A 24401-nucleotide genomic window follows, 5' to 3' on the forward strand; every position below is an offset into this window, starting at 1 on the left:
CCTCATCCCCCGGCCTGCGGGAGTTCGTCGGCCGCCATCTCGCAGGGGGTCGCAGGGGTCGCCGGTGTCGGCGGTGTCGGCGGGGTCGCCGGTGCGGTGTCGGCCAGCGGTGCAGGCGGCGCCGGCGTGGGCGCCGGCCCATCGCCGGCGGGTTCGTCTTCGGCTGCGGGCTGTTCGGGCCCGGACTCGTCGGGCGCCTCCGGGCGATCGGTCGACGACTCGAGGACCGGATCCTCGTCGCCCGCCTCATCCTCCGGCTGCTCATCCTTCTCCCCCGGGTCGTCTCCCTCCTGGTCCTCGTCCTCGGTGTCGTCCGGGTCATCCGGGTCGTCCGGGTCATCCGGGTCGTCGGGGCCCTCGGGGTCCTCCGGGTCATCGGTGTCGTCCGGGTCGCCGCCGTCCTCGTCGTCGATCTGCGGATGGTCGCGCTCGAATGCGTCGCCCACATCGTCGCCGGACGGCAACAGCCCGCCGAGCAACTCACCGAATCGTTGACCGAGGCCGGACAGTCCCGACCCCATATCGGGCAGCCCGGCCGAGCCCGGCATCGACATGGGCGTCGCCGACGGTGGTGTCGGCACTCCCGCCATGGGATCGGTCACCGGTGCCGGCATCGGGGGTGCGGCGGCCGCCGACCAGGGCACCGCCGCCGCCTGGCCCGGCCCGGTGATCGCCGGCGACCATCCGGCGCCGGTACCGGCCGACGGGAACGTATCGAGGGGTTCGTCGCGGACCGTGCTGATCGCCGACTCGAAGCTCCGCCCGATCGCCTCGCTCGCCTCTTCGAGTGCGGCGACCAGCTCGGCGGCGACGTCGCGGACGACGAACGGTGTGACGTGCCGATCCACCAGCTCGCTGGCGGTGGCCCGGTCCCCGGCCCCGGTCGCGACCGTCTCGGCCGCGGCCATCCATTCACTGCGGACGCTGTCGGTGCGACCGTCGAGTGACTGCGTCGCCTCGACCTTCGCGTCGACGATGCGCCACAGCTGCTCACGCAATTGCGCGACCGACTCTGCGGCACGGTCGAGCGCCGCGGCGGCCTGCGCCGAGGCCTCACCGTGGCGGCGCAGGGCCTCCAGCGAGCCCTCCGCGGCAGCGCCGTTCCATGCCGAGCACAGCGCCGCATACTGGCCGTCCTGCGCTCGCAGCGCCGCCCGCACCACCTCGGCCGAGGCGGTGAGCGCGGCGTGGTCGGCATCGAGTGCATGCAGGTCCAGACCGAGCTCACGCGCGTAGGTCTCGTGGAGCCGACCCGCCAGACCGGGATCGGCTGCACCGAGAGCCGCGGACGCCGCGGAATAGCTGGCCAGATGCTCGACAGCGGCCTCGCCCTGCGCGAGCCGGCCGGTCACATCGCTCACAGCAGTCTCGATGCGGCGCGGGCGTCGGCGTCGGCGTACTGCTCGGCGGTGTGGCGCAGGGTGGCGGCGATCTCCGCCGCCGACCGCGACCATTCGCGCAGCGAATTCGCCACGCCGTCGACCGCACAGCGCAGTGCGTCACCGTGGCCGCGGTAGGCGCGTCCGGCCACGGCCCCGTCGAAGGCGAGCGCATTCAGATGTGTGTGCAGCGCGGAATCGACGAGCTCTGCGGCGGCCTCGTACCGGCCGGCGATCCTGATGAGCGCCGCACGGTCGACGCGGATGGCATGGACTGCTCCCATGTCAGATAGGACGCGGCGATCCTTGCCACGGTTCCTACCGGTTCAGCTCTCCTCGCTGACCGATTCGGCGACCCGTACCGCGAGTTGGCGCGCGGTGTCCTCGTCGGCCGCCTCCACCATGACGCGTACCACCTGCTCGGTACCCGACGGCCGCAGCAGGATGCGTCCGCTGTCGCCGAGCGCGGCCGCCGCCTCGGCGACCGCGCTGCGCACCGAGGGCGCCTCGGCGACGGTGGCCTTGTCGCTGACCGCGACGTTGATCAGGACCTGCGGCAGGGTCTGCATCGGCGCGGCCAGCTCGGCCAGCGGTCGGCGGGTCTGCGCCATGCGCGACATCAACCGCAGGCCGGTGAGGATGCCGTCGCCGGTGGTGCCGAAGGCCGGCATGACGACGTGGCCGGATTGTTCGCCGCCCAGCGAATACGAGCCGGCCCGCAACTCCTCGAGCACATAGCGGTCGCCCACCCCGGTCGTGCGCACCTCGATACCGGCCTCGCGCATGGCCAGGTGCAGCCCGAGGTTGCTCATCACGGTCGCGACCAGGGTGTCGGAGGCCAGTTCACCGGCCTCGTGCATCGCCAGTGCCAGCACCACCATGATGGCGTCGCCGTCGATCACCCGCCCGTGCGCGTCGACGGCCAGGCAACGGTCGGCGTCGCCGTCGTGCGCCAGCCCGAGGTCCGCGCCGTAGGAGACCACCGCGGACTGCAGGCCCTCCATGTGGGTGGAGCCGCAGCGCTCGTTGATGTTGAGCCCGTCGGGATCGGCGTTGATGGTCAGCACGTTGGCGCCGGCGGCACGGTAGGCGCGGGGCGCGGCGACCGATGCGGCCCCGTGGGCGCAGTCGACGACGACGGTCAGGGCGTCGAGCCGGGTGGTGACCGCCTTGCTGACGTGGCGTAGATAGCGGTCCAGCGCGTCCACGGCGTCCACGACGCGTCCGATGCCGGCTCCGACCGGACGCTGCCCTGGTCCCTGGTTGACGAGCTCGGCGATGCGGTCCTCGGTGTCGTCGTCGAGCTTGTGACCGCCGGGACCGAAGATCTTGATGCCGTTGTCGGGCATCGGGTTGTGCGAGGCGGAGATCATGACACCGAAGTCGGCGTCATAGGCGCTGGTCAGATACGCCACCGCCGGGGTGGGCTGGACGCCGGCACGCAACACGTCGACGCCTTCGCTGGTGATACCGGCGATCACTGCCGCCTCGAGCATCTCGCCGCTGGCCCGGGGATCACGCCCCACGACGGCGACCCGGCGGCGGGCGTGGCTGGCGGTGACCAGCCGGCGGGCGGCGGCCGAGCCGAGCGCCAGCGCCAGCTCGGCCGTCAGATCACGGTTGGCGACTCCGCGCACGCCGTCGGTGCCGAACAGTCGACCCATCCCTCAAACCTCTCACAATCGGGTTCAGCGAACACAACCCTCCTGGTCAGGATCCACGAGCCTGGCCGGAGCGGGTGAAACGACACACCGCCCGCGTCCGGGGGGACGCGGGCGGTGATGTGTCCGCCGGTTATCCGGTCTGACCCGGAACCGTCTGCACCGGCGCGGCGTCGGCCGGCACGTCGGTGCCGGTCTGGGCCTGCTGCGGTGCCTCCGCGGCACCCCGCGGAGCCTCCGGGACGTCCTGGGCGGTCCCCGGCGCGCTCTCGGGCGCCTCGGTGCTCAGCGAGGCGTTCTGGATGGCCAGATCGCCGCCGGGCAGGCCGCTGCACACGGTTTGCGGTGTGCCGGCGACGTCGACGCTCTCGGCCATCGCGTTCACCTCGGGGGTGGTGCTGCCGCAGATGGCGCCGGCGGCAGTCGCGGCGGCCTCGGTCGACACGCTCTCGAGGATCGGCGTACCGCCCACGGCGACGGTGACCAGGCCGTCGGGCGCATCGGCGGGCTGGGCCCCGGCGATACCGAGACCGGCGGTGAACAGCACCGAGCCGCCCAGCACCGTTGCCGCGGCCACGTTCTTCAAGCTCTTGTTGATGTCCGCCATTCGAACACTCCTTCCGTTGCGAAACCACGCCCCGGTGCCGGGATGATGCACCGACTGCACAGGGGGCAGGTCCTCCCTGCCGACGCCTTCGAGGGCATCCGCGCTTCCGGTTCGAGGCTTGCCGACGGTCGGCGCCGATCTCAAGTCGCCGGCCCCGTCGGCCGCCCGGACACCGAAACGGCCTAAGTAGCCGGCGGGCGGCGCGCCCTCGGGCGAATGGCCAGCGCATGGCGGTGAACCGGACGGTCACCGGCGCCCCTCGCCGGTTTACTGAAACGGCACTGTGTGACGGCTCACAAACGCCAAGCGCCGGACACGTCGACGACGTGCCCGGCGCTTGTGCGGTTCGATCAGCGCTTGCTGTACTGCGGCGCCTTACGGGCCTTCTTCAGGCCGTACTTCTTCCGCTCGATGGCACGCGGATCGCGGGTGAGGAATCCCGCCTTCTTCAGCGCGGGCCGATCCTCGGGCTGGACCAGGATCAGTGCCCGGGCCAGGGCCAGGCGCAGCGCACCGGCCTGTCCCGACGGGCCGCCACCGTCGAGGTGGGCGTACACGTCGAAGCTGTCCACCCGGTCCACGGTCACCAGCGGAGCCTTGATCAGCTGCTGGTGCACCTTGTTCGGGAAATACGCCTCCAGGCTGCGACCGTCCAGGTTGAACTGGCCGGTGCCGGGCACCAGACGCACCCGGACCACGGCCTCCTTGCGGCGGCCCACGGTCTGGATGGGGCGATCGATGTAGACGGGCTCGCGCGGCTCGGCGGCCTCGGTCACCTCAGCCGTGCCGTCCTCGGTCGGCTCAACGGTTTCGGTTCCAGTCATCTCGGTCACTGCGCCACCTGCTTGATCTCGAACGGAACCGGCTGCTGCGCGGTGTGCGGATGGTTCGGACCCGCGTACACCTTCAGCTTCTTCTGCACCTGGCGGCTGAGCTTGTTGTGCGGCAGCATGCCGACGATCGCGTTCTCCACGACCCGGGTCGGGTGCTTCTGCAGCAGCTCACCGATGGTGCGGCGGCGCAGACCACCGGGGTAACCCGAGTGGCGGTAGGCGAACTTGTTGTTGAGCTTGTCGCCGCTGACGGCGATCTTCTCGGCATTGATGACGATGACGAAATCGCCACCGTCGACGTTGGGCGTGAACGTCGGCTTGTGCTTGCCGCGCAGCAGCTTGGCTGCCTCGACGGCGAGCCGGCCGAGCACGACGTCGGTGGCATCGATGACATGCCACGTGCGCGTGGTGTCACCTGCCTTCGGCGTGTACGTAGACACAGCGTTACCTTCTCTACTCGGGTGGATCCCGGTGACCCGGGTGACGGTCCGGTGCGACGGAGGGCGACCCTCGGCGACCGACCGTGACCCGAGGACCCGTGCATGCCTGACGGCACCGCACACCGACCGTGGAGCTTACCTGCGGACGTCCTCGCAGGTCAAAATGCCGAAATCGCAGACTGTGCGGTCCCGCGCGGGTCTCCCCTCCCGGCGGGACCGCACAGGGTCTGTCAGGGCGGCGCCGGCCTGTTCACCATCCCCAGGCCCCGGCCGCCCTGCGGTCGGTGGCAGCGACGTCGTCGGCACCGTCGCGCACCGCGTTGCCGAGGGTGAACAGGATCTCGTTCAGCGACGCCGCGGCCTGGTCCCACCGAGCCTGTTCGATCCGGTAGGCCTGCGCCGCCTCTCTGGTCCACACCTGCTGCAGGCCGGCGACGTGGCGGCGCAACTCGTCGAGCGCGGCGTTCAGGCGTGCGTGCGCGCCGTGGATCTCCTGGCGGACCGAGTACTCGATCTCGTCGAAGTTGTAGGACAGCACCTGGTCCATCTCGTCCTCCTGGGTCTCAGAGCGCCGTCGCGACGGCGCCGATCTGGTGGGAATGGGCATCGGCGGCAGCTCCGAGGGTCTGCTGATTGGCCCGTATCGTCTCGGCGATCCGGGACAGTGCGGTGTGCAGCGTCAGCGATTCGGCGTTCCAGCGATCGACCACCTCATGGAACCGGACGGCCGCCACGCCACCCCATACGGTCGGCGGGACGTCGCTCATCCGGCCGATGAACGACTGCAGCATCGCCCTGATGTCCTCGTTGCGGGCGTCGATCGTGCCGGCGACCGCCGTCATCAAATCCAGGTCGGTGGACAGTGCTCCACCCATCGGTGTCGTCATCGCTGTTCCCTTCTGCCGTTGTGCGATATGAGATTCGACGGTGCGCAGCGCCGTCCGGTTCCCGCCATCGTCAACTCAGAGCGTGCGCCGAGCCCACCGCCGCGTCGCATACGCCGCGGACCAGGTCGGCACCGTCACGCGGACTCTGACAACCGACACCGATGCGCAGCAGGTCGTCGGCGAATACGAACCACTCGATGTCGACGTCGTCACGCCGCTCGCGGTAGGTGACCGCCCACCGTCCGGCGCGCTCGTCATCGGCGCGGAAGTCGCCGAAGATGTCGGCGGATTCGGCGCCGAGGGCGGCGCGCAAGGTCTCGGCGATCTGTTCTCGCGTCTGGCGATGCGGCAGCGGCGACTGGGTGATGTGCAGCGCCAACCCATCACCGTCAGGCGAATCAGCCTGCAGGCGAGCCGAACCCGGCCCCTGCACGATCCGCCGGACCGGCCACGCGACCGGGATCGCGACACCGAGCCGTCCCTCGGCCAGCAGGACCGTGGCAGCCCCCGGGGGCGGTTCCGGTCGGCCCGCCACGACCGCCACACCGGCCGCGAGCGTGGCGCCGAGCGCACCCGCCGCCAGGGCGATCCGCCGGGGCCGTCGCCGCACGGGCCCGACGGGGTCGGGCGTGGGCAACCGGCGCCGAACGGCGTCCGGTTCGGCGACCGATGCGTCCACCCCTGCCGCGCCCAGCGCGCCGGCGATGGACGTAGCGAGGGGCTCCGCTCCAGCCACCCCCGCCGGCGCGTCGACGAGAACCGGTGCCCGACGACCGACGCGCCGCAGCACCTCGGCCGCCACGGCGTTGGAGGATCGAGGTACGGCGGTCACGCGGTCGGACACCACGACCACGACGTCAGCGGCGATCTCGACGACCGCGCCCCCCGATGCGCCGAGCATCTCGGCGCGGGTGCAGAACGTGGCCTCCGTACATGCCCGGTGGGCGGCATGGGAGATCACGTCGATCCGGCGGGGACCCCAGCCGCTGGGGACGACGATCGTCGCCGGTCCGCCTCCGGTCGCCCGGGACAGCAGCCCGTGCCACACCTCGCTGAGCGGGGTCGCAGCGTCGCCGACGAGCATGACCTCGTCGTCGACGAATTCGACCGCCGCCGAAGCGAGGTCCTCGTCCACCGCGCGTCCGCCGCGGATCGTCGCGGGCCCGACCTCGACGACGGTCACGGCGGATCGCACCAGGCCACCTGGATCAGGTGCGGTGGCTCGTTGCGGGTGACGAGCGCGCCGCGTCCCGGCACCAGCGGACCCGGCCGAACGGCGCCGAAGAGCACACCCTCCTCGGGCGAAGCGCTCATCACCAGTCCGGTGGCCCCGCAGTCGCGCAGCCGCGCGAGCAGCGGGTCGAACATGGCCCGGGCCGCACCACCGGCGCGCCGCGCCACGATCAGGTGCAGTCCGACGTCTCTGGCGTGGGCCAGCCAGCCGACCAGCGGCGTCAGACCCGGGTTCTCGGCGACCAGGTCGTAGTCGTCGACGACGACATAGATCTCCGGACCCGACCACCATGAGCGCGTGCGGAGCTGCTGCTGCGTCACGTCCGGACCGGGCAGACGCCCAGTGAGGCGGTCGGCGAGTGCGGACAGCGCCGGACCCAGCCCCGCCGCGGACATCACATAGCCGGCCAGGTGGTCACCGTCCACGACGCCCAACAGGCTGCGCCGGTAGTCCACGACCAGCACCTGCGCGCATTCCGGCGACACCTTTCGCACCAGCTCGGTACACAGTGTTCTCAGCGTCGAACTCTTGCCGCTCTCGACGTCGCCCAGCACGATCAGATGCGGTTGTACTGCGAAATCAACGGTGATACAGCTCTTCTCACCTTCACCCACGCCGAGGATGACGCCGGTCGACCCGACCGGTGGCGAGAGCTCGGCAGACCTGATCAGCTCGGGCAACAGCGCGATCGGCGGCGCGCAGCGCCCCGCGTACCGCTCGCGCAGCATCGCGGCGGCCTCGGCCAGCCCGGTTCCCGGATCACCCGCACCGCTGCGGCCGTCCAACCGCGGCAGCGCAACCACGAAGTCGCGGCCGTCGCGGGTGATGCCGTGCCCGGGTGGCCGATCGGCGAGCAGCCGGGCGCGTTTGCGGTCCATCTCCGATTCGGCCGGATCACCGAGCCGCAATTCCACGCGGGTGCCCAACTGATCCTTCAGCGCGGGTCGCAGATCCGCCCATCGCGACGCTGCGATGACGACGTGCACCCCGTAGGCCAGGCCCTGCCCGGCCAGCGTGGTGATCTGCGCCTCGAGCTGATCGTAGGTACCGCGCAGCGACGCCCATCCGTCGATGAACAGGAACACCTCGCCGAACGGATCCCCGTTCGCGTCGCGCTCGCTCGTGCCCCGGTGCCTGCGGTGTTCGTCGATGGACTCGAAACCGGCGGCGCGGAAATGCAATTCACGCGTCCGTACCAGCGACTCCACTTCGCCGACGATGCGCCGCGCGAGGTCTGGATCCTGGCGTCCGGCAACGCCGCCGACGTGCGGAAGCCGGTGCGCCGCGGTCAACGCACCACCGCCGAAGTCCAGCGCGTAGAACTGCACGTCAGTCGGATCGTGGGTGGCAGCCAGAGCCAGCATCAGCGAGCAGAGCGTGGTGGATTTCCCCGATCGCGGACCGCCGACCACGGCCACATTGCCGGCCTGACCGGACAGCTCCGCCAACAGCAGATCGCGCCGCTGGTCGAACGGCGAGTCGATGATGGCCAGCGGGACGGTCAGCGGCGGGGTGCGATCGGTCGGTGCACGGGAGAGCAGTTCATCGACGGTGGGCGACCCGTCCAGGGGCGGCAGCCACACCCGGTGCGCCCGGGTGCCGTGACCGGCGAGACGGTCGAGCACCGTGTCCAGCAGCGCCGTCCCCGTTTCGGGCGGCGGTTCGACGCTCGGCCGGACGGCTGGACGCCCGGTGAACAGCGCCACCGCCGGTGCTGCGGACCGCGGGGCGGCCACCGGCACGGGACCGGAGACGTATGCGGTGCGGAATCGGGTCATATCGCCGGCGGGCGTCTTGAGCAGCGCCGCACCGGGCGCGCCCGGCAGCTGATGGGCGTCCGGGACACCCAGGACCGCGCGGGATTCGGCCGCCGAGAACGTCTTGAGACACACCCGGTAGGACAGGTGGGTGTCGAGGCCGCGCAACCTGCCCTCGTCGAGGCGCTGACTGGCCAACAGCAGATGCATTCCCAATGAGCGGCCCACCCGGCCGATCGCCAGGAACAGTTCGGCGAAGTCGGGATGTTGGCTCAACATCTCGGAGAATTCGTCGACGATGATCACCACGGCCGGCAGCGGCGGAAGGTCCGGGCGCTGCCCGCGCAGCCGGGCGTATTCGCGGATCCCGACGGCGTTGCCGGCCCAGCGCAACAGTTGCTGTCTGCGGTGCATCTCACCGGCCAGCGCGTCGCGCATGCGCGCGACCAGGTGCGCCTCCTCCACCAGGTTGGTGATGACTGCCGAGACGTGTGCGGCCCGCTCGAGACCGAGAAACGTTGCGCCACCCTTGAAATCGATCAGCACGAGGTTGAGCTCGTCGGGTGGATGCGTGGTGATCAGGCCGAGCGCCAGCGTACGCAGGAACTCCGATTTTCCTGACCCGGTGGCGCCGACGCAGAGCCCGTGGGGACCGATGCCGCCCTGGGCCGCCTCCTTCAGATCCAGGTGCACCGGCGTCCCGTCGTCAGCGAACCCGATCGGCACATGCAGGTGATCAGCGCTCCCGCTGGACCGCCACAACTCCGCCGGATCGATGCCGGCGGGGTCGCCGCCGACTCCCATCAGCTCCGGCCAGTTGCGGGGCCGATACGCCGAGCCGGAAGTCGTCGCCGGATCTCGTCGATACCTGGCCAGGCGTCGTGCGCAGGCGGCCGCTGCCTCGCGGCTCAGCCCGTCGACCCGTCCGGCTGCGGTCCCCTCACCGTCGGGCAGGCACACCGTGCCCGCCTCGAGGTGGAGGCCATCACCGGGCCCGCCGACCGACAGCACCGCTCCCGCCGCTTCACCGCGGGCTGTGCCGTCGCGAACCGTCACCACCAACGGTGCGCGATCGGTAGAGCCCGCCTGGGCGTGCGGAAGCCATTTGAGCCAATCCCATTCGGTCTCGACTTCGCCACTCATCTCGGCAGCAATCCGTAGATCGGCCGGATCGTGGAACACCGCGAGCTGGCAGACCATCGCTCGGATCAACGCCCGGCATTCGGAGGCCGTACCGGTGACGGCGACCGACGAGGCCTCGGTCAGCGTCACGGTGAGGGGCACCGCGTCCACCGTCGAACGGTCCCTGAGCAGACGGTGCAGGGCCTGTGTGGTGACCGGATCGTCGTCCTCGGCGGGTTCGCGGTGCGGCCCGACGAGGCGGACGGCGAGCGGCCGCCGTCCCACCCCGACCCGGACCCGCCCGAACTCGGCCTCACCCGGTCGGCGCCCCCACATCCGGCTCGTGCCGGCGAGGGACCACAGGGTGCCCGGATCCGGGTGCGTGCAATGCGCGTCGATGTGCTGCTGACGAGCGGTACCGGCGGCCGCCCGGTCGATTCCGTCGAGATAGCGCAGATAGTCACGGCGCAGACGGTCGATCTCACCGCCACGCTGGGTCCCGCGGGCCCCGTAGACCAGAGTGCCCAGCAGCGACATCACCATCATCACGGGGAAGAGGCCGGCGGCGGGGCCACGCGCACCAGCCTGTCCGGAGGTGACGTGGAGCGCCAGCATCCCGACCGCGGCCACGATCATCGCAACCGGCAGCAACCTCGCCAGGGGGTGCCCCGACGACACCCGCGGCAGTTGCGGCGGCGCGTCCACCACCAGCCGCCCGGAGTCCGGTCGCGCCGTGTACACGTCGTCCATGGTGGGTCAGACGGATCCATCCGCCATCCGGTTCCCTGTCCACAGGCACCAATTTCCCTGCGTCACGGTGTCAGTCGACGCGGTTACGGTGACAGCACGACGGATTCCCGGGGGGGTGACGCGGTGTCGCAGATCGTGTGTCAGGTGTCGGTGTGCGTCGGTGCCGCAGATTCGGAGGGCGTGGATCTTTCTCTGCCGTACGGGGTTCCACTCGTCGCGCTGCTGCCGGAGATCGTGGATCTGGCGGTCTGCACCGACGACCCCGGTGGCGACTGGCAGCTGTCTCGGCTGGACGGCTCGGCGTTGGACCACCGAATGACGCTGCGGGAACTGTCGGTTCGCGACGGCGAGCTGCTGGTTCTGTCCGCTGCACCGGCGTTCCCCCCGAACGTCGAGCGCGAGGACTGGGTGACCCGGCTGGTCGCCTCGGCGACCGATACACCGGTTGCCGCGCCGAAGCCGGTCGTGCCGGGATCGGCGATCGGGGTGGTCGGTGCGGTGCTGTGCGCGGTGTTTCCCGCCGCCGGGCTGGTGCCGGCAGCCACCGCCGCGGTCGTGCTGGGCGGTGTCACGGTGTGCGCGGCGATGGCGGCACGGGCACAGCGTCCGGTGACCGCGCAGTTGGCCGTGCTCACGATGATCCTCGCCGCGACCACCGGCGTGCGGGCGGTCCCCGGCCCGCTGTCGGCGGCCCACGGTCTGCTCGCAGCGACGGCCGCAGCCGTCGCGGCGTTGGCGCTGGCGCGCTTTCGGGTGGGCGACACGATGGTGTCGGTCGCGGTCGCGTGCGGCGCCGCGCTGTCCGCCCTCGCCGCACTGGCCGCGGTGGCGGTGCCGTTGCCGACCTCCTCGGCAGGAGCGGTGCTGGCGGCGTTCTCCCTGGCCGTACTGGGCGGCTCGGCGCGGCTTTCGCTACTCCTGGCGGGGCTCGGTCGGGCCGCCGTCGATCCCGATCCGACGGCCGACGCCGACGAACGCGCCGCATCGGGGCAGCGGGTGCTGTCGGGTCTGGTGGTGGGGTCCTCGACCGCGGCGACGTTGGCATCGGCGGTGGCCGCGGCGGGAACGCTGCAGCCCGGCGTGCCATGGACCGCCGCCGCCATGCTCTGCGCTGCCGTCGGACTGGTGCTGCTGCTGCGGACCAGAACCTACGTGTCCGGCCGGCTTCGGTGGACGCTCATGGCCAACGGAACATGTTGCAGTGCAATTGCTCTGACGGTCGCGGCCGGTGCGCTTCCGCAGCACGCGCACTGGGTGGGTGCGGCCGCGGTGTGTGTGGCACTGGCCGTGGTCACCCGCGGCGCAACGACGGTGGCCGCCTCACCGCTGGTCGACCGCGCCTTCGACGTCGCGGAATACGTGGCGATCGCAGCGGTGCCGCCGCTTGCGTGTGCGGTGACGGGACTTTATGGCGTGGTGCGCGATCTGGTGCTGACGTGATACCGGCAGCCAGACTGGCCGCCGTGGCCGCCACGGGAGCCGTGGTGGCCGCCGTTCCGATGGCGACCGCAGCGCCGGCCGCCGCGGTGTCCCCGCCACCACCGGACCAGTCGTTTCTGCCCACAGCCGGTCCGCCTGCACCGCCGCAACCCACCGAGCAGCGCGACGCGTGCGCCGCGGGAGCCGACCACCCGCCCGCGGCGGCGACACCGGGTCAGCAGTTGGCCATGCTCGGACTGCCCGCGGTGTGGCCACTCACCCGCGGAGCCGGGCAGACAGTGGCGGTCATCGACACCGGCGTGGCGCGCCATCGGCTGCTGCGGCATCTGCTGCCCGGCGGGGACTACGTGTCCACCGGCGACGGCACCGAGGATTGTGACGGTCATGGCACCCTGGTGGCCGGCATCGTCGCCGCCTCCGGCGACTGGTCCGGCGTGGCGCCCGACGCAGCCATCCTGGCAATCCGCCAGTCCAGCAACAAGTTCGGTGCGGTGCAGGACGCCGGGGTCACGGGCTACGGCGACGTCCAGACCCTGGCACAGGCGATCCGGGCGGCGGCTGATCTCGGCGCGACGATCATCAACGTGTCGTCGGTCGCCTGCGTGGCGGCCGATCCCGACCAGGGCGCTCTGGACGACCGCGCTCTCGGCGCCGCGCTGGCCTACGCGGTCGACGTCAAGAACGTCGTCGTCGTGGCGGCCGCGGGCAACGTCGGCGGCGGCCAGTGTCCCGGACAGAATCCGACCCGCACCGCGCAGCCCGATTGGCAGAACGTCGCATCCGTGGCCAGCCCGGCCTGGTACGACGACCTCGTGCTCACTGTCGGTTCGGTCGACGGCGACGGGGCGCCCTCGCCGTTCAGCCTGGCCGGACCGTGGGTGGACGTGGCAGCTCCCGGCGAGGGGGTGGTTTCCCTCGACCCCGACGGCGAGGGGCTGGTCGACAGGCAATTCGACGACGACGGAGCGGCCGGGAAGACCATTGCCGGAACAAGTTACGCCGCCCCGGTGGTCTCCGGCATCGCCGCACTGGTCCGGTCGCGGTGGCCGCACCTGACCGCCCGGCAGGTCATGGCGCGTATCGAATCGAGCGCGCACCGGCCGCCCACCGGTTGGGACCCGGTCGTCGGTGCCGGGGTGGTCGACCTCGCCGCCGCCGTCAGCGGCGGCGCGCCGACCGCTCCCGCTGCCCCATCCGCGCGCCGGATCACCGCGCCCACCTCCGAATCGAGAGATCCGCGGCCCCGCCGGATCGCCGTCGCCGGCGCCGGGATCGGCGTCGCGGCCGCCATCCTGCTCGCGGCCAGCGCCTCAGCCCGCCGGCCGCGCCGCGGGGACGGCGTCGCGGACCACTGATGCGCTCTCGCGGCTGAGTTCCGGTCCCCGGGGCAACCGGGCCAGCACCGGCCACGGCCCCGGCATCGGGCCGTCGTCGATCCCGAGGCTGCGTGCGGTGGCGTCGTCGGGCACTGCGTAGAGCACACCGGAATCGGTCAGCAGCATGCGCGACTCGGCGCCGCCGCCGGCGCCGGTGGCGCTGACCGGCCGCAGATACACACTGTGGCCCGCGGGTACTCGCACCGCGTCGACGTTCGGTCCGGCGCCGTCGGCCTGTGCCAGCGCGACGGTCCCCGGGGCCGCCAGTGTCTGCCGGCCGTCGACCAACGCGGCGCCGACCCGCCCGTCGCGAGCGGCCCAGCGCACACACGGCACCTCGGCGTCGGCGACGTCGACCCGGTCCGGATAGCTGGCGACCGGAAGGGAGTCGACGATGTCGGCGCCCGCCAGCACGTCGGGCTGGACGTCGGGGACATCGGCGTGAGGTTGGGCGACGGTGAACCGGATCAGATCCGCGGTGACCTCGCCCACCCGCTGGAGGCCGCCGGCCAGCACGACGTAATGCTCGACGCCGCCGCCGCGCCGCACCCCGATGATGGTGCCCACCGGTCGCCCCGGCAGCGCGCCGGGCCTACCGGCGCCCGCGATGGGCGGCGCGATGATCGGCGGGCTCTCCGGAACTGTGTCGAGCAGTGCCCGCGACACCGGGTGGGGCGCCACCGTGTCCAGTCGCAGCGCCCGCACCACTGCGGTGTCGCGGAGATCGACCGCCGCCCGCCGGCCGCCGTACATCAGGAAGGTCGTCGCAGGACCTTCCGAACGGGCCGTGACCAGCAGCGCGGCATCCTCTCCCGCGGCGGGTCCGGCGGGTGGACCGATCAGCAGCGTCGTCGCCGATGCGGTGTCACACACCGTCCACTCGGTCTGTGCGGCGGCCAGCGGCGCCCCGACCGTCGCGGGCGCCCCCACGATCCCGGCCCGCGGGCCGCGCGGCATCTTCTCGATCGCCGCGGCGGCCACCGTCTTGGGATCGGCGGCCGAACCGACGATCAGCCGGGCCGAGACCAGGTCGGGAACCGGATGCACGGTGTCGCCGATCCGGACGTAGTACGCCCCGGATTCGCGGGCGCGCAGGATCGGGGCATCCCCGGGTGCGCCCTGCGGACGCAGCACCGCCAGCACCCCGCAGACCGCGATCGCGATCACCGCGAGCACGCATCCGGTCATCAACGAGATCGACTGTGCGCGTATCGGATCGTCGAGCATCCGCACATCGCCTCGGACCAGCGCGTGCTCGAGCCTGCGCATCGTGAATCGGTACCCGGACACCTGTAGCCGGGTGATCTGTCGCCCCATTCGCTCCCCCGACAGCGAGCCTAAGCGGGGCCGGGGCGCCTACCCCGCACCTCTTCACCGGAATCGGGCGGGAGCGACTCATTCCGCATGTCCGGTCTCGGCCTTAAAGTGTGTCCATAGCGGGAGGTGAGCCGATGTTCAAGGCGGTGCGGCACTACTGGCGCCAGCCTGAACACTTCTACTGGCTGACGTCGTTCCTCTCGGCCCGCGACGCCCAGACCGCCACCTGTCGGCTGATCGCGGTCTTCGCGGCGATCCTCGGACTCGTGCCACTGGTGCTGCAGTTCAGCGCCGCCGGTCCACAGGGGCCCACCGCGCGGTGGATCGGCGCCGCGGTCACCGTCAGCTCACTTCTGGTGGCACTGGGCTGGCTACGGCATCGCTGGCCCACACCGCGGCAATCCGCGGGCTTCGTGGTGATCACGTCGGCCAACCTCGCCGCAGGGTGCCTGATCATGTCCGATCCGCGCGCCGGGATGCTTCTCACCGCGGGGTTCGCCGTGCTCGGCGGCTACATCGCGCTGTTCCACACCGCGGGGTATCTGCTGTTCTCCATGCTGGTGGCCGAGGCGACGGCCCTGGTCCTGACCGCACGGCTCGCGGATCTGGGCGACCCGGTGTTCGCGATGACCGCGCTGCTGATCGTGATGACCGTGAACGTGGCCGTCCCGTTCGCCTGTCACCTGCTGCTGTACGCCTTCGACATCGATGTCGACAATGCCGACATCGACCCGCTCACCGGTCTGCTCAACCGGGAGGCGATCTACCGGGCCGCCGGCGCCATGGTCGCGCGCTGCCGCGACGACGACAATCGCCTGGTGTTGGTGCTCCTCAGTCTGGACAACATGCGGCTGCTCGCCGAGACGGACGGCACGATCGCCATCGATCGCGCGCGTGTCACGATCGCTCAGACCCTGCGCGAGACCACCCGGCACAATGCGTTCGTCGCCCGGATCGACGAGGACGACTTCCTCATCGCCGACACGTTCTCGACCCCCGATTCCTTCCCGCTCGTCGAACGGGTCCGCACGGCCATCGCCGCCACCCCGCCTCGGGTCACCGCGAGCTTCGGGGTGGTCAGTACCCCGATGCGCGGCCTGGGCACCTGTCCCCCCGGCGAACTGCTCGACGAGCTCATCGCCGTTGCGACCACCGCGATGGACGACGCCCGCCGCGCCGGCGGCAATCAGGCCCGCTACGTGTCCTGCCACCGACCATCGGTGCTCGACAACGCCGATCCGCTGGCCACCGACGACCCCTAACTGTCGTCCTTCGCCCGGCGTTCGCGGTACGCCGCGACGTGCTGGCGATTACCGCAGTTGCCGGTGTCGCAGAACATCCGCGAGCGGTTGCGGGACAGGTCGAACAGTGCCGCCGCGCAGTCGGGCGCCGCGCAGATCTTGAGTCGGCGCAGTTCACCGGCGCGGATCAGATCGGCCAGCGCCATGGCCATCTCCGCGCCCATGCGCTGCCACAGCGGATCGTGGATCGACGCCAGATGCAGATGCCACTCCGGCATCTCGGGGTGCCGGGTCAGCCACGGGGACGCGCGCGTGTCGGACAGCAGTGCGTTGACCTGACCGACGGTGCGTTCCTCATCGTCGGCGGACTCCCACAGGGTGCCCAGCCGCGCACGCAGCCGATGCACTGCGGCCAGCTCCGCATCGTCGCGGTCGCGCCGGCCGGTCCAGCCGAAACCGTCGAGGTATTCGTCGAGCGCGGCCATCTCGGCGAGCTGCTCGCCGTCGACGCGGTCGGTGTTGATCAGTGCACACGCCGCCCTCAGGGTGAGCTCCGTGTCATAAGTGAAATTCATTTGACTCATGACTCCGTTCGCGGATAAGGTCAGTACCAAAGTTCATTTTACTCATTACACGTTCGTAGAACTGGAGGACGCGCATGACGACCTCGCGCGCTGACGTCGCCCGCTCCGGCGTGGACCACTTTCGGCTGGGCATGGCCTTCGCCGTCGGCTCGGCGTTCGCCTTCGGGATGTCCGGACCGCTCGGCAAGTCGTTGATGAACGCGGGCTGGAGCCCGACGGCCGCCGTCACCGCCCGGCTCGCCGGCGGCGCGCTGGTCATGGCGATCTTCGCGACCGTCATGCGGCCCGGCTGGACCCGCCAGGCGCTGGCGCACTGGCCGATCGTGCTGGCTTACGGCCTGGTGCCGATCGCCGGGGCGCAGCTGTTCTACTACAACGCCGTCTCGCATCTGTCGGTCGGCGTGGCCCTGTTGCTCGAATACACCGCGCCGATCCTGGTCGTGGGGTGGCTGTGGCTGACCACCAGGACCCGGCCGTCGAATCTCACCCTGGCCGGCGTCGTCACCGCGGTCACCGGGATCATGCTGGTCCTCGGGGTCGTCGACAGCGGTGGTTTCGCCAGTGCGCACGTCAACCTCGTCGGCGTGGGGTGGGGCATGGCCGCGGCCGTCTGCGCGGCGTGCTACTTCCTGCTGTCCGACCGGGTGGCCACCGGCACCGACGACCGCAACGGTCTGGATCCGATCACCTTGGCCACCGCCGGCCTGGCCGTCGGCGGCGCGGCGACCGCCCTGGTCGGCGCGGTCGGCATCATGCCGCTGACCTTCACCACCCACGACACCGTCATCGCCGGCGTGACGACGTCGTGGATCCTCCCGGTGCTCGCGCTGGGGCTCATCCCCACGGCGATCGCCTACACCCTCGGCATCATCGGCATCGCCCGCCTGCGCCCGAGGTTCGCCTCGCTGGTCGGCCTGTCCGAAGTGCTGTTCGCGGTACTCGCGGCCTGGGTGCTGCTCGGTGAGTCGATCGGCCCGGTGCAGGCCGTCGGGGGCGTGGTGGTCCTGCTCGGCCTGGCGCTGGCCCGCCAGGGCGACCGCCGCGACTCCGAGGAGACGGTGGTCGACGAGGCGATGTGGCCGGAGATCCCGCCCGGCGGCACCGCGGCGACCGATGCGTCGACCACCAGAGTTGGTCCTAGCTAGCCGGTCTATGTGATCATGTGCCGGTGAACGTACTCCGTGCCGGCGCGCGCCTCAGCGCCTCTGCGCTCACCGTCGCCGCCGCCGCACTGCTCGTCGGACCCGTGCCGACCGCCGGCGCCCAGGCCTGCTCCGACGTCGAGCTGATCTTCGCCCGCGGCACGAGCGAACCGGCCGGCATCGGTCGGGTCGGCCAGGCGCTGGCCGACGCCATGAGACCGCAATTGGGCGGCATGACGCTGAGCACCTACGGGGTGAACTATCCGGCCGGTTACGACTTCCTGACCACCGCGGCCGGCGCCACCGACGCCACCGCGCGGATCGAGTCGGTGTCCGCGCAGTGTCCGGGCACCCGTTTCGTGCTCGGCGGATACTCCCAGGGGGCCGCCGTGGTGGACATGCTCGCCGGTGTGCCGCCGCTGGGCAACCGCATCGGCGACATCGGCTCCGCCCCACCGCTGCCGGGCGGCTACGCCGGTGACGTCGCCGCGGTGGCCGTATTCGGCAATCCGGCAACGAAGTTCGGCAACCCACTCAGCGCTCGCGGTCAGTTCGCCGGTCGCAGCATCGATCTGTGCAGTGACGGTGACCCGATCTGCTCGGACGGCCGCAACCCGTTCGCGCACACGCACTATGAAACGTCGCCGTTCATCGGTCAGGCGGCGGGATTCGTCGTCGGGCAGGTCTGACCGCCGGGAACGATGCCGGCTTGGCGAGCGACCGGTTCGTTAGTATCGGCGGGGTGAGTGAACATCCCGCGTCGGTCCTTCGCACCCGGCTGTGGCCCGCGCTGATCGCGTGCGTCATCGGTGCCACCAGTCTGCTTATGGCACCGGCGCTGTCGCCTCGCACCGCCGCCACCGCCGCCGCCCAGTCCTGCCCGCAGGCCGAACTCATCTTCGCCCGCGGCCGCGTGGAATCTCCGGGCGCCGGCGTCATCGGCAACAACCTGATCAGCGCACTGCGCAATCGGACCGACAAGGACATCGACCTCTACGCCGTGCAGTACCCCGCCGACCACGAGATCGACGTCGGCGCCAACGACATGAGCTCACGCATTCAGGACATGGCGGCCCGCTGCCCCGACACCCGGCTGGTGCTCGGTGGGTACTCGCTCGGCGCCGCGGTGACCGATGTCGTCCTGGCCGCGCCGATTGCGGCTTTCGGCTTCAAGAAGCCGCTGCCGCCGGGGATGGATCAGCACATCGCGGCCGTCGCGCTGTTCGGTAACGGCGCCGCCTGGGTCGGGCCCATCACGAACTTCAGCCCGCTGTACCGGGAACGCACCATCGAGCTCTGCCACGGAGCCGATCCGATCTGCAACCCGGCCGACCCGAACACGTGGGAGAACAACTGGCCCGACCACATGGCCAGGGCCTACATCGACGCCGGGATGGTCAATCAGGCCGCCGACTTCATCGCCGGGCGGATCTGAGCGCACCGCGTCCTGCGGCGGATGGCGAGCGTCCCGCGCGGGTACAGACATCTCGACGTCGGCCCGGACGTCGGGAGTGACAGCGAAAGGTGCTCGACGTCGGCATGCATCCCGCAGCCGAGACTGACGACGAAGTCGCCCGTCTGGGCACGCTGGCCTCGTTCGACGTCGTCGACACCCCACCCGAGGGCGCCTTCGACGATCTGACCGCGCTGGCCGCCGATGTCTGCCGCACCCCGATGGCGCTGATCAGCTTCGTCGACGCACGGCGCCAGTGGCACAAGTCCCGGTACGGCATCGAGGTGGCGGAATTACCCCGTGCCGTGTCGTTCTGCGCGCACGCGATCACTTCGCACGCCGTCACCGAGATGCCCGACACCCGGCTCGACCCGCGGTTCGACCGCCATCCGCTGGTGGTCGGCGACCCGTACGTGCGCTTCTATGCCGGCGCACCGCTGATCGCCGAAAACGGTCACGCACTCGGCACCCTGTGCGTGATGGACGTCGAACCCCGCGCATTGTCCGGGCGGCAACGCCGTCACCTGCAGGTCCTGGCCGACCAGGTGCGCAACCTGCTGGAGCTCCGCCGGCAGGCCCGGCTCATCACGGCCACCCGGAAGACCCGGCTGATCGCCGACGCCACGGTACGGCGCCAGCAGCGCATGCTCGAGGGCGTACTGGCCCACACCGATGTGCTGGTCTTCGCCAAGGACATCGACGGCAGATTCGTCATGGCCAACCACGCCCTGGAGTACGTCACCCAGTGCGGGGGGCTGGCGGGCCGGACCGACCACGAGGTGTTCGGGCGCGAGATCGCCGACATCTACCGGCGCAACGACGAGCGGATCATGACCACCCGGGAGTGGCAGGTCTTCAACGAAGATGTCACCCACCCCGACGGTTCCGTGCACACCTACCGGTCCACCAAGTTCCCCCTGCTCGACGAGGACGGCGAGGTGATGGGGATCGGCGGGGTGTCCACTGATGTCACCGAGTTGGCGGCCGCGCGTGCGGCGCTCGCCGAGGCGGAGCTGCGCTGGCGCACGGTGCTCGAGCACCTGCCCACCGCGGTGATCGTGGTCGACGCGAGCCGGACGATCACCTACATGAATCCCGAAGCCATGGCGCTGCTCGGCGCCCGGTCGCTCGACGACGTCGAACCGACCACGGCCCTGCACCTCATCCCCGACGATGTCCGCGACGACGCCGAGGCGATGCTGACCGCGGTGCTCGACGGTGGCCCCGAGATCCGTGCCCGCCGGGGTGCGCTACGCCGGCTCGACGGCACCGAACTCGCCGTCGAGTTCAACGCCACGCCGGTGAGCGACTCCGGGATCCCCGGCATTCAGCTGGAGTTCCGCGACGTCACCGCAGTGGCCGCCGCCCACGCGGCGCTCAAGCACTCGGCCACCACCGATCCCCTGACCGGGTTGCTCAACCGCCGCGCCTGGGACGACCGCGTCGAGGCCCTGCTGGCCGACCCGCACCGCCGGGGCGGCGCCCTGACCATCGCGGTCCTGGACCTCGACAACTTCAAGCACTACAACGACACTCACGGACACCGCGCCGGCGACGCCCTCCTGCATCGTTTCGCCGCGGCCGCGAGCACCGCGCTGCGCCGCGACGACGTCCTCGCCCGCTGGGGTGGAGAGGAATTCGTCGTCGCGCTGCCCGACCTGCCGGCCCGGGCGGTCACCGAGCGGGCCGAGCATGTGTTGGCCCGGCTCGCACAGTGCATCCCGTACGGGCAGACGTGCTCGGTCGGCTACACCGTCCACCGGCCCGGTGAGGCCGTGATCGACGCCGTCGAACGGGCCGACGAAGCGCTCTACCGAGCCAAACGCGAGGGCAAGAGCCGGATCCGGCGGTCCTGATCGATGATTGCCGCGTGCCTCCGCGCGCTCGGCGCGCGGTATCACGCCGAAATCACTCGGGGGCGACCCGCAGATCGCGGGTGATCAGGGTCCGTGCGGCCAGCTGGTCGTCGGGCGGATAGTCCACTCCGACGAGCGTGAGGCCACGTGCCGGCGCCGCAGCGAAGTCACTCGACCGGCGGCCCGCGCCCAGCAGTCCGGCACACCAGGCGGGGTCGCGGCGGTGCTCACCGACGGCGAGCAGTGCGCCGATCAGCGAGCGCACCATCGCCCAGCAGAATGCGTCGGCACTGACCTGCGCGGTGAGGAGGTCTCCGTCGCGGGACCACTCCAGCCGCTGCAGGTCCCGGATCGTGGTGGCGCCGTCGCGGTGCCGGCAGAACGCCGCGAAATCATGCAGCCCCACCAGGTTTCGGCCGGCTTCGGCCATGGCGTCGACGTCCAGCGGCCTCGGCCACGCCGTCACGAAGCGCGCCGACTGCGGGGTGACACCGAAATCGGCGGTGCTGAGCCGATATTCGTAGTGCCGGCGCAGCGCGGAGAAGCGGGCGTCGAAACCCGCCGGGGCACGAACGATCCGGCGGATGCGCACATCCTCGGGCAGGAATCGGCCGAGCCGGCGCACCAGCGGCGAGAACTCGGGGTCGGCCGGCCGGGGCGTCCGCGGAAAGGCGTGGTGCAGCGCGTCGGCCGGCACGTCGAGGTGGGCCACCTGCCCGGTGGCATGGACGCCGGCGTCGGTGCGGCCGGCCGCTCGCACCGTCACCGCTGTGCGGAAGACCGTGGACAGCGCCTCGTCGATCGTCCCGGCGACCGTGCGCTGGCCGGCCTGCGCCGCCCAGCCGGCGAAGTCGGTGCCGTCGTAGGCGATGTCGAGCCGGAGACGAACGAGCCCGCCATCGGAATCGATGGCGGGCTCGTCCATGGCGTGACTAGGACTTGTCAGCGTCCGAGGCCTCGGTGTCGGTCGGATCGTCGGTCTCGGTCGACCGCGACGCCTCCACCGCCGTGGTGTCTTCGGCGGTCAGCTCCTCGGCCGAGGGACCCTCGGCAGCCTCGGGCTCGACGGCGGCCTGCGGCGCAGCGGCAGCAGCGGCCTTCTGCGACGCATCGGCACGACGCGCCCGGTTGGCCTCCGACGTCACCGTCTTCTCCCGCACCAACTCGATGACCGCCATCGGGGCGTTGTCACCCTTGCGCGGCTCCACCTTGATGATGCGGGTGTAGCCACCCTCGCGGTCGGCGAAGAACGGACCGATCTCGGCGAACAGGGTGTGCACGACATCCTTGTCCCGGATCTTCTTGAGCACCTCACGCCGGTTGTGCAGCGAGCCCTTCTTGGCGTGGGTGATCAGTTTCTCCGCGTACGGCCGCAGCGCCCGGGCCTTCGGCTCGGTCGTCTTGATCCGGCCGTGCTCGAACAGCGAGGTGGCCAGGTTGGCCAGGATCGCCTTCTGGTGGCTGGACGACCCGCCGAGGCGAGGACCCTTCGTGGGTTTGGGCATGGCGACTATCTCCTCAATGGGGGCCGGCCCCCGTATCAGGTAGGGCCGGGACGGACGTTGTGTTTAGAGCTGTTCGGTTTCGGCGAAGTCCTGGTCGCTGTCGGCGTCGTACGACGAGTCGTAGCCGGCATCGCTGTTCCAGGTGCCGGTGGCGGCGTCGTAACCGGCGACCTCCGACGGATCGAAGGTGGCCGGGCTGTCCTTGAGCGAGAGACCGAGCTGGTGCAGCTTGATCTTGACCTCGTCGATGGACTTCTGGCCGAAGTTACGGATGTCCAGCAGATCGGATTCCGTGCGGGCCACCAGCTCGCCCACGGTGTGCACACCCTCGCGCTTGAGGCAGTTGTACGAGCGGACGGTCAGATCCAGATCGTCGATCGGCAGCGCGAACGACGCGATGTGATCCGCCTCGGCCGGCGACGGGCCGATCTCGATGCCCTCGGCCTCGACGTTCAGTTCCCGCGCCAGACCGAACAGCTCCACCAGCGTCTTACCCGCCGAAGCCAGCGCGTCACGCGGGCTGATCGAATTCTTGGTCTCGACGTCGAGGATCAGCTTGTCGAAGTCGGTGCGCTGCTCGACACGGGTGGCCTCCACCTTGTAGGTCACCTTGAGCACCGGCGAATAGATCGAGTCGACCGGGATGCGGCCGATCTCGGCGCCGGACGCCTTGTTCTGCACGGCCGGGACGTAGCCACGACCGCGCTCGACGACCAGCTCGACCTCGAGCTTGCCCTTGTCGTTCAGCGTCGCGATGTGCATCTCGGGGTTGTGCACGGTGACCCCGGCCGGCGGCACGATGTCGCCTGCGGTGACCGCACCCGGGCCCTGCTTGCGCAGGTACATGGTGACCGGCTCGTCCTCCTCGGAGGACACCACCAGGCTCTTGAGGTTCAGAATGATGTCGGTGACGTCTTCCTTGACCCCGGGGACGGTGGTGAACTCGTGCAGCACACCGTCGATGCGGATGCTGGTGACGGCCGCGCCCGGGATGGACGACAGCAGCGTGCGGCGCAGCGAGTTGCCGAGGGTGTAGCCGAAACCGGGCTCCAGCGGCTCGATGACGAACCGGGACCGGTTCTCGGCGACTGTCTCTTCGGACAGGGTGGGGCGCTGAGAAATCAGCATGGTGTTATCTCCTTCTTCACGACACCCGCTATTTGATGCCGTGTGCCCGAGCCGTCATCCGGACGGCCGGGTGTGTTACTTCGAGTAGAGCTCGACGATCAGCTGCTCGGTGAGCGGCACGTCGATCTGCGCGCGCTCGGGCAGCTGGTGGACGAGGATGCGCTGGCGCTCGCCGACGACCTGCAGCCACGACGGGATCGGCCGGTCACCCGCGGTCTCCCGCGCGATGATGAACGGATCCGTGTTCAGCGACTTCTCCTTGACGTCGATGATGTCGTACTGCGCCACCCGATAGCTCGGGATGTCGACCTTGACGCCGTTGACGGTGAAGTGGCCGTGGCTGACGAGCTGGCGGGCCATCCGGCGGGTCCGTGCCAGGCCGGCGCGGTAGACCACGTTGTCCAGGCGGGACTCCAGGATGCGCAGCAGGTTGTCACCGGTCTTGCCGGGCAGCCGGTTGGCCTCGTCGTAGTAGCGACGGAACTGCTTCTCCAGCACGCCGTAGGTGAAGCGGGCCTTCTGCTTCTCCTGCAGCTGGGTGCGGTATTCGCTCTCCTTGATCCGCGCGCGGCCGTGCTGGCCGGGCGGGTAGGGGCGCTTCTCGAACGACTGATCACCACCGACGAGGTCGACGCCGAGGCGGCGCGACTTGCGGGTGGCGGGTCCGGTGTAACGAGCCATTTCTGAAG

At 70.7% G+C, this 24401-nt stretch carries 23 protein-coding genes; 7 read left to right on the forward strand and 16 right to left on the reverse strand.

Annotation, left to right across the window (positions count from 1 at the left end; translation table 11 throughout):
- Positions 1–2: 2 nt before the first annotated feature.
- From ACN27E_RS12120 to eccCb, 10 genes are all read right to left on the reverse strand, one after another.
- The gene (locus ACN27E_RS12120) at positions 3–1361 is read right to left on the reverse strand and encodes a hypothetical protein (protein ID WP_422749357.1); all 1359 of its coding nucleotides are present in this window, start codon (positions 1359–1361) and stop codon (positions 3–5) included.
- A complete protein-coding gene (locus ACN27E_RS12125) occupies positions 1358–1663 on the reverse strand; it encodes a type VII secretion target (RefSeq protein ID WP_422749359.1) in 306 nt (101 codons plus the stop codon). Before ACN27E_RS12125 ends, ACN27E_RS12120 begins: the two co-directional genes overlap by 4 nt.
- A 42-nt stretch (positions 1664–1705) precedes the next feature.
- Positions 1706–3043, reverse strand: coding sequence for a phosphoglucosamine mutase (glmM, locus tag ACN27E_RS12130; protein ID WP_422749361.1), 1338 nt, complete (start codon positions 3041–3043; stop codon positions 1706–1708).
- Between the two features lie 130 nt (positions 3044–3173).
- The gene (locus ACN27E_RS12135) at positions 3174–3647 is read right to left on the reverse strand and encodes a hypothetical protein (RefSeq protein ID WP_422749362.1); all 474 of its coding nucleotides are present in this window, start codon (positions 3645–3647) and stop codon (positions 3174–3176) included.
- A gap of 350 nt (positions 3648–3997) precedes the next feature.
- Complete coding sequence (gene rpsI / locus ACN27E_RS12140; protein WP_422749364.1) at positions 3998–4471, reverse strand: 30S ribosomal protein S9; 474 nt, start codon at positions 4469–4471, stop codon at positions 3998–4000.
- A gap of 5 nt (positions 4472–4476) precedes the next feature.
- Positions 4477–4920: a 50S ribosomal protein L13 gene (gene rplM, locus ACN27E_RS12145; RefSeq protein ID WP_422749366.1), complete on the reverse strand. Its 444-nt coding sequence runs from the start codon at positions 4918–4920 to the stop codon at positions 4477–4479.
- A gap of 250 nt (positions 4921–5170) precedes the next feature.
- Positions 5171–5467: a WXG100 family type VII secretion target gene (locus tag ACN27E_RS12150; RefSeq protein WP_422749837.1), complete on the reverse strand. Its 297-nt coding sequence runs from the start codon at positions 5465–5467 to the stop codon at positions 5171–5173.
- A 16-nt stretch (positions 5468–5483) separates the two neighbouring features.
- Complete coding sequence (locus tag ACN27E_RS12155; RefSeq protein ID WP_422749367.1) at positions 5484–5807, reverse strand: WXG100 family type VII secretion target; 324 nt, start codon at positions 5805–5807, stop codon at positions 5484–5486.
- 70 nt (positions 5808–5877) lie between these two features.
- Entirely contained in the window at positions 5878–7002 is a 1125-nt protein-coding gene (locus tag ACN27E_RS12160; protein ID WP_422749369.1) for a type VII secretion-associated protein, read from the reverse strand.
- A complete protein-coding gene (gene eccCb / locus ACN27E_RS12165) occupies positions 6987–10670 on the reverse strand; it encodes a type VII secretion protein EccCb (protein ID WP_422749371.1) in 3684 nt (1227 codons plus the stop codon). Before eccCb ends, ACN27E_RS12160 begins: the two co-directional genes overlap by 16 nt.
- A gap of 150 nt (positions 10671–10820) precedes the next feature.
- Between eccCb and eccD the strand changes: the two genes are divergently transcribed.
- Both eccD and mycP read left to right on the forward strand, forming a co-directional pair.
- A complete protein-coding gene (gene eccD, locus ACN27E_RS12170; protein ID WP_422749839.1) occupies positions 10821–12110 on the forward strand; it encodes a type VII secretion integral membrane protein EccD in 1290 nt (429 codons plus the stop codon).
- Positions 12111–12169: 59 nt separating this feature from the next.
- Positions 12170–13465, forward strand: a complete 1296-nt coding sequence (gene mycP, locus ACN27E_RS12175; protein WP_422749841.1) for a type VII secretion-associated serine protease mycosin — start codon at positions 12170–12172, stop codon at positions 13463–13465.
- Here the strand turns inward: mycP and eccB are convergent.
- Positions 13421–14803, reverse strand: a complete 1383-nt coding sequence (gene eccB / locus ACN27E_RS12180) for a type VII secretion protein EccB (protein ID WP_422749373.1) — start codon at positions 14801–14803, stop codon at positions 13421–13423. The two genes, mycP and eccB, sit on opposite strands and share 45 nt — an antisense overlap.
- Positions 14804–14937: 134 nt before the next feature.
- Here eccB and ACN27E_RS12185 point away from each other — a divergent pair, with 134 nt between their 5' ends.
- Positions 14938–16065, forward strand: a complete 1128-nt coding sequence (locus ACN27E_RS12185; RefSeq protein WP_422749375.1) for a diguanylate cyclase domain-containing protein — start codon at positions 14938–14940, stop codon at positions 16063–16065.
- Here the strand turns inward: ACN27E_RS12185 and ACN27E_RS12190 are convergent.
- On the reverse strand, positions 16062–16619 hold the full coding sequence (locus ACN27E_RS12190) for a CGNR zinc finger domain-containing protein (protein WP_422749377.1): 558 nt from the start codon (positions 16617–16619) through the stop codon (positions 16062–16064). The genes ACN27E_RS12185 and ACN27E_RS12190 overlap by 4 nt on opposite strands.
- Positions 16620–16702: 83 nt before the next feature.
- Here ACN27E_RS12190 and ACN27E_RS12195 point away from each other — a divergent pair, with 83 nt between their 5' ends.
- The 4 genes from ACN27E_RS12195 to ACN27E_RS12210 all read left to right on the forward strand — a co-directional run bounded on the left by ACN27E_RS12195 (position 16703) and on the right by ACN27E_RS12210 (position 21079).
- Positions 16703–17773 carry an EamA family transporter gene (locus ACN27E_RS12195; RefSeq protein ID WP_422749379.1) on the forward strand — a complete coding sequence of 357 codons (1071 nt, stop codon included), beginning with the start codon at positions 16703–16705 and terminating at the stop codon, positions 17771–17773.
- A 17-nt stretch (positions 17774–17790) separates the two neighbouring features.
- Complete coding sequence (locus ACN27E_RS12200) at positions 17791–18459, forward strand: cutinase family protein (RefSeq protein ID WP_422749381.1); 669 nt, start codon at positions 17791–17793, stop codon at positions 18457–18459.
- 137 nt (positions 18460–18596) lie between these two features.
- On the forward strand, positions 18597–19205 hold the full coding sequence (locus tag ACN27E_RS12205; protein WP_422749843.1) for a cutinase family protein: 609 nt from the start codon (positions 18597–18599) through the stop codon (positions 19203–19205).
- A gap of 104 nt (positions 19206–19309) precedes the next feature.
- Positions 19310–21079: a sensor domain-containing diguanylate cyclase gene (locus ACN27E_RS12210; protein ID WP_422749382.1), complete on the forward strand. Its 1770-nt coding sequence runs from the start codon at positions 19310–19312 to the stop codon at positions 21077–21079.
- Positions 21080–21131: 52 nt separating this feature from the next.
- Here ACN27E_RS12210 and truA read toward each other — a convergent pair whose 3' ends face one another.
- The 4 genes from truA to rpsD form a co-directional block, all read right to left on the reverse strand.
- Positions 21132–22004: a tRNA pseudouridine(38-40) synthase TruA gene (truA, locus tag ACN27E_RS12215; RefSeq protein ID WP_422749383.1), complete on the reverse strand. Its 873-nt coding sequence runs from the start codon at positions 22002–22004 to the stop codon at positions 21132–21134.
- Between the two features lie 7 nt (positions 22005–22011).
- Positions 22012–22584, reverse strand: a complete 573-nt coding sequence (gene rplQ / locus ACN27E_RS12220) for a 50S ribosomal protein L17 (protein WP_422749385.1) — start codon at positions 22582–22584, stop codon at positions 22012–22014.
- A gap of 63 nt (positions 22585–22647) precedes the next feature.
- A complete protein-coding gene (locus ACN27E_RS12225; protein WP_422749387.1) occupies positions 22648–23712 on the reverse strand; it encodes a DNA-directed RNA polymerase subunit alpha in 1065 nt (354 codons plus the stop codon).
- A gap of 75 nt (positions 23713–23787) precedes the next feature.
- On the reverse strand, positions 23788–24393 hold the full coding sequence (gene rpsD, locus ACN27E_RS12230; RefSeq protein ID WP_422749388.1) for a 30S ribosomal protein S4: 606 nt from the start codon (positions 24391–24393) through the stop codon (positions 23788–23790).
- Between the last annotated feature and the right edge of the window lie 8 nt (positions 24394–24401).

The organism is Mycobacterium sp. WMMD1722 (genome assembly GCF_049315205.1).
Taxonomy (GTDB): Bacteria; Actinomycetota; Actinomycetes; order Mycobacteriales; family Mycobacteriaceae; genus Mycobacterium.